This is a genomic window from Parasynechococcus sp., assembly GCF_042954325.1.
Taxonomy (GTDB): Bacteria; Cyanobacteriota; Cyanobacteriia; order PCC-6307; family Cyanobiaceae; genus Parasynechococcus.
The window spans coordinates 21816-28532 of sequence record NZ_JBGKDS010000059.1 but is presented as its reverse complement, the minus strand read 5'-3'; the positions used below and the strand labels follow the sequence as shown (position 1 = coordinate 28532).

The 6717-nt window shown below is 60.2% G+C and carries 9 protein-coding genes; all 9 read right to left on the bottom strand.

The window, feature by feature from the left end:
* Positions 1–445: 445 nt before the first annotated feature.
* Positions 446–1648 (bottom strand): aldo/keto reductase, encoded by a 1203-nt coding sequence (locus tag ACGVKB_RS08210; protein ID WP_392350972.1) that lies wholly within the window; start codon positions 1646–1648, stop codon positions 446–448.
* Entirely contained in the window at positions 1645–2031 is a 387-nt protein-coding gene (locus ACGVKB_RS08205; RefSeq protein ID WP_392350976.1) for a ferredoxin, read from the bottom strand. The genes ACGVKB_RS08210 and ACGVKB_RS08205 overlap by 4 nt, the downstream gene beginning before the upstream one ends.
* Positions 2032–2034: 3 nt before the next feature.
* Positions 2035–2427 carry a DUF1257 domain-containing protein gene (locus ACGVKB_RS08200; RefSeq protein WP_392350970.1) on the bottom strand — a complete coding sequence of 131 codons (393 nt, stop codon included), beginning with the start codon at positions 2425–2427 and terminating at the stop codon, positions 2035–2037.
* Positions 2427–2630: a DUF2997 domain-containing protein gene (locus ACGVKB_RS08195; RefSeq protein ID WP_392350968.1), complete on the bottom strand. Its 204-nt coding sequence runs from the start codon at positions 2628–2630 to the stop codon at positions 2427–2429. The genes ACGVKB_RS08200 and ACGVKB_RS08195 overlap by 1 nt, the downstream gene beginning before the upstream one ends.
* A gap of 90 nt (positions 2631–2720) precedes the next feature.
* On the bottom strand, positions 2721–3530 hold the full coding sequence (locus ACGVKB_RS08190; RefSeq protein ID WP_392350966.1) for a HEAT repeat domain-containing protein: 810 nt from the start codon (positions 3528–3530) through the stop codon (positions 2721–2723).
* 32 nt (positions 3531–3562) lie between these two features.
* The gene (locus ACGVKB_RS08185; RefSeq protein WP_392350964.1) at positions 3563–3688 is read right to left on the bottom strand and encodes a hypothetical protein; all 126 of its coding nucleotides are present in this window, start codon (positions 3686–3688) and stop codon (positions 3563–3565) included.
* A gap of 4 nt (positions 3689–3692) precedes the next feature.
* Positions 3693–5465: a sodium:solute symporter family protein gene (locus tag ACGVKB_RS08180; RefSeq protein WP_392350962.1), complete on the bottom strand. Its 1773-nt coding sequence runs from the start codon at positions 5463–5465 to the stop codon at positions 3693–3695.
* A 42-nt stretch (positions 5466–5507) separates the two neighbouring features.
* Positions 5508–6551 carry a 23S rRNA (adenine(2503)-C(2))-methyltransferase RlmN gene (gene rlmN, locus ACGVKB_RS08175; protein WP_392350960.1) on the bottom strand — a complete coding sequence of 348 codons (1044 nt, stop codon included), beginning with the start codon at positions 6549–6551 and terminating at the stop codon, positions 5508–5510.
* Positions 6548–6700, bottom strand: coding sequence for a high light inducible protein (locus tag ACGVKB_RS08170; RefSeq protein WP_392350958.1), 153 nt, complete (start codon positions 6698–6700; stop codon positions 6548–6550). The genes rlmN and ACGVKB_RS08170 overlap by 4 nt, the downstream gene beginning before the upstream one ends.
* Positions 6701–6717: the final 17 nt, after the last annotated feature.

Genomic DNA, 6717 nt, shown 5'->3' with positions numbered 1-6717 from the left:
ATCCGGTTGTCGCTCCACCAATGCGCACACCGGCAACAAATAAGCTTCGTGAAAAACTTACTTATTGCAGCGCATTCGCTTCAACGCAACAAATAAAATTTTGACGGGACCTCACACCTTTATCGCACTTTCATTCAGTCGCTCACCTCAACCTTTCGGTCTCAGCTCACTAACCGAACGCGATAAAAGCGTCAGTTCCTAAACTTTTCAGTTGTCCAGGTTCTGCCTCCGCGCTCCCTTGCAGAAGCGGTTCAGCGGCGCGGCCTCGTCGACCGCTTAGAAAACTTACATCACCGCGGGATCGCTCCCTTCAGCTCAGTAAGTCAGCACAGACACCAAACAAGCTCGCGCTCTCTGGCGGTGTGCCCCGCACAGCCCCTTCCGGGAACCGCGCAGACCAAAGAACATAGCACCACTCACCCCCCTTCGCGCAACCCCGACGAGGTCAATCCTGGGTGAGACGCCGTTCAGGTGCTCCGGCCAAGCGATCACGGAGGGTGCGCAGAATCGCAGGAATCCTTGCGGCCCAAGGACTTTGCCCGAGCACAGCCAGCAGATCTGCCTCACTGACGGAATGATCGAGGCCATCGGCATTCGCACCTGGGAACCAGTGCCCTCCATTGCCCAGCAATCGATAACGCGCCTGGGCAAAACTGCTCAGATCCCAGGCCTCGAGAAGGTTGTGAAGCCATAGCAACACTGGAAGATTGATCTGGCCCGGTGTGTCTTGCCAAGACGGCAAGCCCACATGCCAGCTGTCCGACCAAGGCGCTCCCAAGGCCTCGCGAGCGGCAGCCCGTAAACGTGCATCGATGGGATCCATAAGGGCACGGGCCTCTGGCAGCCGTTCAAGGGCCTCAAGATGCAGATCAAGATCAGACGGGCGGGCGGCACCAACGCTGATGGTGTGCACCCTCGGGTCGCTTAGGCAGAACAGGTCGTTAAAGACGATCGGATGCAATGGAGCACAGAGCTCCAACAAACGGTCCGACGGACTGTGGAGATGGCCCCCTTTGTCGGTCGGGCTGATGATGAACACACCCATGTCCTGCCTGCGGGCCTGTTCCAGGGCTGGATCGTTGTCCTGACGGATGTAATACCAATGCAAGTTGACGTAATCGAACGCCCCGGACGCACAACTTTCAGCGATCAGATCGGTGGGGCCATGGGTCGAGAAACCGACATGACCCACGCGCCCCTCTCGCTGCCAACGACGGACCACCTCCATGCAGCCCCCTGGTCGAAGCGTTTGATCCAAATGCTCAGGACGATTGATCCCGTGAATCGCCAAAAGATCCAGTCGATCTGACCCCAGACGCGTGCAGCTCAATTCCAGTTCGTCTTCAAAGACCGCCGGATCCTCCCGGGGCGGCACCTTGCTTTGCAGGATGCGCTGCGCGTCCGGTTGATTCGGCATCGCCCATCCAAGTTGACGCTCTGAACTGCCGTAATGCCTGGCGGTCTCAACGTGGTGGAAGCCCAGCCCCACCGCACGCGCCAGGGTGGCATTGAGATTGTCCTGCGAGTCCTGGGTGATCTCGTCAGCAGGCACATCGCTCCAACTCTGTTGAAAACGCATGCCACCGAGCGACAGCACCGGCATCGCCAGTTCCGTCCGACCGAAACGGCGCGTTGGAAGGGTGTTCATTCCGCCGCGGGCGTTGAGCGTCGCAACCGCGCTGGTGACGGCATCCCCAGAGGTTGCAAATCCTGGCGATCGAGTTCGGCCCGCAGATCATTGAGCCGCTCGAACGGAACCCAATGGATGCAATCCACAGGGCAGGTCTCAATCGCTTCCTGAATCCGCTCGGTGCTGTCACCGTCTTGGCGGATGGCCCTGGATCGTCCCAGGCGCTGTTCAATCACAAAGGTATTGGTCGCCACATGGGCGCAGTAGCGACAACCGATGCAGACGGCCTCATCCACCCAGACGGCCTGCTCGCGCAATTCACCCCCGAGACAAGGTTCACAGCCAGACGGAACAACCGCCGGCTGCGAAGGTGCGAGAAATGCCTGTGAAGGATCGGTCAGAGCTCAGGCGTCCCAGCGCGTGACGACCAGTTCAATCGAACCATCCTGTTGAACGGATTGTTCAGCCAGCTCAAAACCCTCGTTCTGGGTTGCGGCCAGAACACTGTTCAAGGCGTAACGCTGGGTCAGCTTTGAGAGAAAACGCTCGATGGGAATGGCCTGCTTCCAGAGATCGAGATCGGTCACCAACTCATAGGCGCCCGTCTCTGCATTCATCCGAAACCCAAAATCTCCACCGTTCTGCATCGGAACCGCCAGTTCAGCGGCGACGGTCTGGCCGCGATAGCCCCGAACCGTCCGCTCTCCTTCTTCCGGAGCAAAACCCATGTCCTGAAGTGCCAAAAGCAGCGGTTCACGCTGGCGCAACTCGGTTTTGACAGTGCTGAAGTGCGACATCAGGTCAGTTGTGCAGGAAGGGTCTGGGATTGAGGTTCATTGGAAAGGAAGGCTTCAGCCGTCGCCTCCCGCCGCTCGACGGATCCAAGGGCAGCTTCCAGTCGTTCGGTCAGCTGCTGACACCCATCACCGGCAACCCCTTCGACCCGCTCTTCAACCCGACCGTCCGGTCGAATCGTGAAGCGAACAGTCCGTTGGGGCATGCGCTCAAAGTGGGATGTGAAGGTGCGCAATCTAAGAGAATCGCTGGAATCCTGTCGCCAGCGTTGTTACATGCTCACCGCACAATCGACTCAGCTGATGAAGCCGTCGTCCAACAGGGTCTGAAGCCGATTGAGGATGACTGGGTCCTCCAGTTGTTCCAGGGCTGTGCGCGCTTCATCGCGAACGGAAGGCTCTCCGTCATGGAGCAATGCCTCCACCAAAGCCTCAACAACCTCCTGGCGACGGGGCTCCACCAACTGGTCCACCAAGCGTCCCAAGGCCCAGATGCAGTTGCTGCGAACCGCCGGCTCACTATCGATCCGCAGACTCAACAGCAATTGACCGGCCGCAGGATCCGCCTTGGCAGGGGAACGACTGGCGGCCTCCGCCAATGAGCCCGGGCACCACAGACGGACCGCCGCCACATCGACCTGAAGGGCTTTGATCAGGGGGTTGAGGATCGGTGCATCGGGGAAATTCCCCAAACTCCAGGCCGTGGCTTTGCGCACATAGGCATTGCTATCGCCTTGAAGGAGTTGCAAGAGCGGCTCAACCGCAGGCGGAGACGGATTGCGGCCCAGCGCATACACCGCACTCATCCGCTCCACCGGACAGCTGCGCTGAAGCAACGGCAGCAACAAAGGAACAGCCCTTGGGTCGCGGTACTCGCAAAACACACGCAAGCCCTGGAGCCGCTGTTCATGGCCCTGGCTTAGGAGCGACAGCCCCTCATCACAGATGCGTGCTGCCTCAAGGGAATCATCTGGAGCATCATCCAGATCGATCGAATCCAACGGATCACCGGATTCCTCAGCGGCAAGCTCCTGGGCCAGCAGATCTGGATCGATGGAGAGATTCGCGAGGCCCTGATTCCGCTGTGGTCCTAAGGCATCAGTCATGGTGCGGATCGTAATCGGAGCTGAGGCGGGCTTCAGCTGATCGGAGCGGGGGCCAACATGTCCCCCGGCAACCAAATCCTGGCGCTCACCGCGACAAGCGCAAGCACGAACAGCACGACGATCAGAGCGGGCAGCACGGTGGAGCGGAAGAAAGCCAACGGATCAGAGTGCAGTGGCGCCATTCTGCTCGGATCGACGGCCAAGACGTCGAAGCTGCGCCACGCAAACCACAGCGATCCCAAGACCGGACCAGGCCGTGACCTGCTGATGGAGCAGAAAACCACCGATCCCAAGCAACGCGCTGAACAACAGCACGGACGCAAACACAAAACGGCTGAAGAGCGTGGGCAGGGTCTCCATCGGCGTGACTCCGAACTTCGAACGCCAGCGCGACCAGCCGGGACCAGGGGGGCGTACCCGTCGCACGAACGCTTCAAGCACCGCCTCCGATTCCGGTGGCGTGGCCAGCATCACCCCGATCCAGACCAGAGCACTCACACCGGTAATCACCGCCAAGCGAATGCCGTAGTCCTCAATCCTCACCAGAGGAATCACCGAGGTGAACAGACCAACGGTGAAACCACACAACATGGCCGCCAGTTCAGCCGCTGCATTGACACGCCACCAAAACCAACGCAGCACCAACACGACCCCTGGCCCGGAACCGATCGCGATCACCAGACGAAACACCGCACCGATGCTGTCGCTGATCAGAGCGGTGATAACGCCGAGCACAAGCAGCAGGACCGTGGTGCTTTGTCCCACCAGGAGCAATTCCTTGGATCCAGCCTTCGGTCTCAGAAAACGCTGATACAGATCATGGGTGAGATAGCTGGCTCCCCAGTTGACCGACGTGCTGACCGTGCTCATGAACGCAGCCACCAGGGAGACAACCACAAGGCCGAGGGCCACGGGAGGCAACAACTGCACAGCCAGGGCGGGATAGCTCAACTCCCAGTCGCTCTGATCCGGCAACAGCACCAGAGCCGCCAAGGCGACAACCACCCACAACCAGCTGCGGATCAGGTAGTTGACCACCAGAAACACCCAACCCGCCAGCCGAGCCTGCTGCTCATCGCGCGTGGCCAACATGCGCTGAATGAATTCACCACCGCCATCGCTACGACGAAAACTCCACCACTGCAACGCGACATAGGCCGTGAACATCGGCACGGTGATCCCGGCTCCATCCAGCCAGTGCCAAGCGCCATCGCTGACCGTCCAGGGGACCAATGACAGCAACTCGGGGCGATCGAGCCCCTGCAGCTGGTCGAGTAACGCCCCCATCCCGCCACTGGCATGGATGGCAGCGGCCGCCACCGCAAGAGCACCCAACAACGCCAGCACCAGCTGGATCAGATCGGTGACGACCACAGCCCAAAGTCCACCGGCGACGGTGTAAGTCACCACCAGCAGGGCCACGATGATCATCAGCCAGACCGTGTCGGTTAAACCAAGGGCCAACGGCTGCCCGGACACAATCTTCAGGGCTTCGACCACTTTCCTGAGAGCGAGAAAGGCGTAGCCAATGCCAATGCAATTGATGGGCAGAGCCAGCAGGAACGCCTTGATCCCTCGCAACCAAGCCGCAGCTGGCCCCCCATAACGCAATTCCGTGAAGGCAGCATCGGTGAGTACACCGCTCCGCCGCCACAACGGAGCAAAGACAACGGCCATCGCGACATGGGCGAGCCCGAACCCCCACCATTCCCAATTCCCCGCCAGACCGCGCGTCCCGACGAGACCAGCGACGTACAGCGGGGTGTCGATGGAAAAGGTCGTGGCCGCCATCGAGGCTCCAGCCAACCAACCGGAGAGGCTGCGACCCGCGACGAAGTAATCATCCTCACCGCGATTCCGCCGGGCGAGCCACAAGCCAAGAATCAGGGTGAATATCAGATATCCGACCAACAGGATCCAGTCGACGGAGGCCATAGGTCGATTGCATTGGTTGCAGTTAAACCGACGCCGATCCGATCAGTGGGTCTGGCGTTGACGTCGTAACTGACCGCAGGCCGCGTTCTGGTCCAGACCACGACTGGCACGAAGACTGACGGCAACGCCTCGCCGTTCCAGCACGCGACGAAAGGCCTCAATCCGTTGTGGCGTGGGGCGTTTGAACTCCTCTTCTTCGATCGGGTTGTAGGCGATCAGATTGACGTGACTCTGGAACCCGCCAACCCGATCGGCCAGTTCCGCGGCATGCTCCGGAAAATCGTTGAGCTCACCCAACAGGATGTACTCAAAACTGACCCGGCGTCCGGTGACGGCGAGGTAGTGGCGGCAGTCGTCGAGCAGCGCCTCGTAGGGGTACGTGTGCGCCGTCGGAATCAGCTCTTCCCGGAGCTGCTGATTCGGCGCATGAAGACTCACAGCCAGGGTGAATTGTGCGCGTCCGAATTGATCGAGAGCCAACTCCGCAAGCTGGGGCAGCGTTTTCGGTACCCCCACTGTGCTGACGGTGATCCTGCGCTGGCCGATGCCGAGATCTTCATTCAGGCAACGGATGGCGCTGAGCACCGCTTCGCTGTTGAGCAAAGGCTCACCCATGCCCATGAAGACGACGTGTGAGGGGCGCCGGTCCATCACGTCACGGACGCTGAGGACCTGATCGACGATTTCGTGGGTCTGCAAAGACCGCTGCAGACCACCTTTTCCAGTCGCACAAAAGCGGCAGGCCATCGGGCAGCCGACCTGACTGGAGACACAGACGGTCAGACGCTGGTCCGTCGGAATACCAACCGTCTCGATGGTCTCACCATCGTCGGTGGCCAGTAACAGCTTGGTGGTCGCATCAGCGGCGATGCTGCGGTGAACCTCGCGAAGACGCCCCACCTCCATGCCTTGATTCAGCAGTTCAGTGCGCCAGGCCTTCGGCAGCACTGTGATGTCAGAGAGGGACCGCGCACCTTTGGCATACAGCCAATCGTGCAGCTGCCGTCCGCGGAACGGTTTCTGGCCCTGTTCGACGGCCCAGTCCTGAAGCTCGGCCGCGCTGCGACCGAGCAAAACATTGCTCACCAGATCAACAGGCCGTGGCCCAACTTGAACTCAACAGCCAGCAGGGCGATGAAGCCAAGCATGGCCATCCGGCCATTGAGTTTTTCGGTGTGACCATGAAATCCATAGCGCGGCAAACGGCGCTGGGGGATTTCGGTGGGCTCGAGCATGAGCTGATCAGCAATGG

Coding starts and splice junctions, on each gene's coding strand:
- ACGVKB_RS08210 (WP_392350972.1), bottom strand. CDS start 1,648: ATGAACACCCTTCCAACGCGCCGTTTCGGTCGGACGGAACTGGCGATG.
- ACGVKB_RS08200 (WP_392350970.1), bottom strand. CDS start 2,427: ATGTCGCACTTCAGCACTGTCAAAACCGAGTTGCGCCAGCGTGAACCG.
- ACGVKB_RS08195 (WP_392350968.1), bottom strand. CDS start 2,630: ATGCCCCAACGGACTGTTCGCTTCACGATTCGACCGGACGGTCGGGTT.
- ACGVKB_RS08190 (WP_392350966.1), bottom strand. CDS start 3,530: ATGACTGATGCCTTAGGACCACAGCGGAATCAGGGCCTCGCGAATCTC.
- ACGVKB_RS08180 (WP_392350962.1), bottom strand. CDS start 5,465: ATGGCCTCCGTCGACTGGATCCTGTTGGTCGGATATCTGATATTCACC.
- ACGVKB_RS08170 (WP_392350958.1), bottom strand. CDS start 6,700: ATGCTCGAGCCCACCGAAATCCCCCAGCGCCGTTTGCCGCGCTATGGA.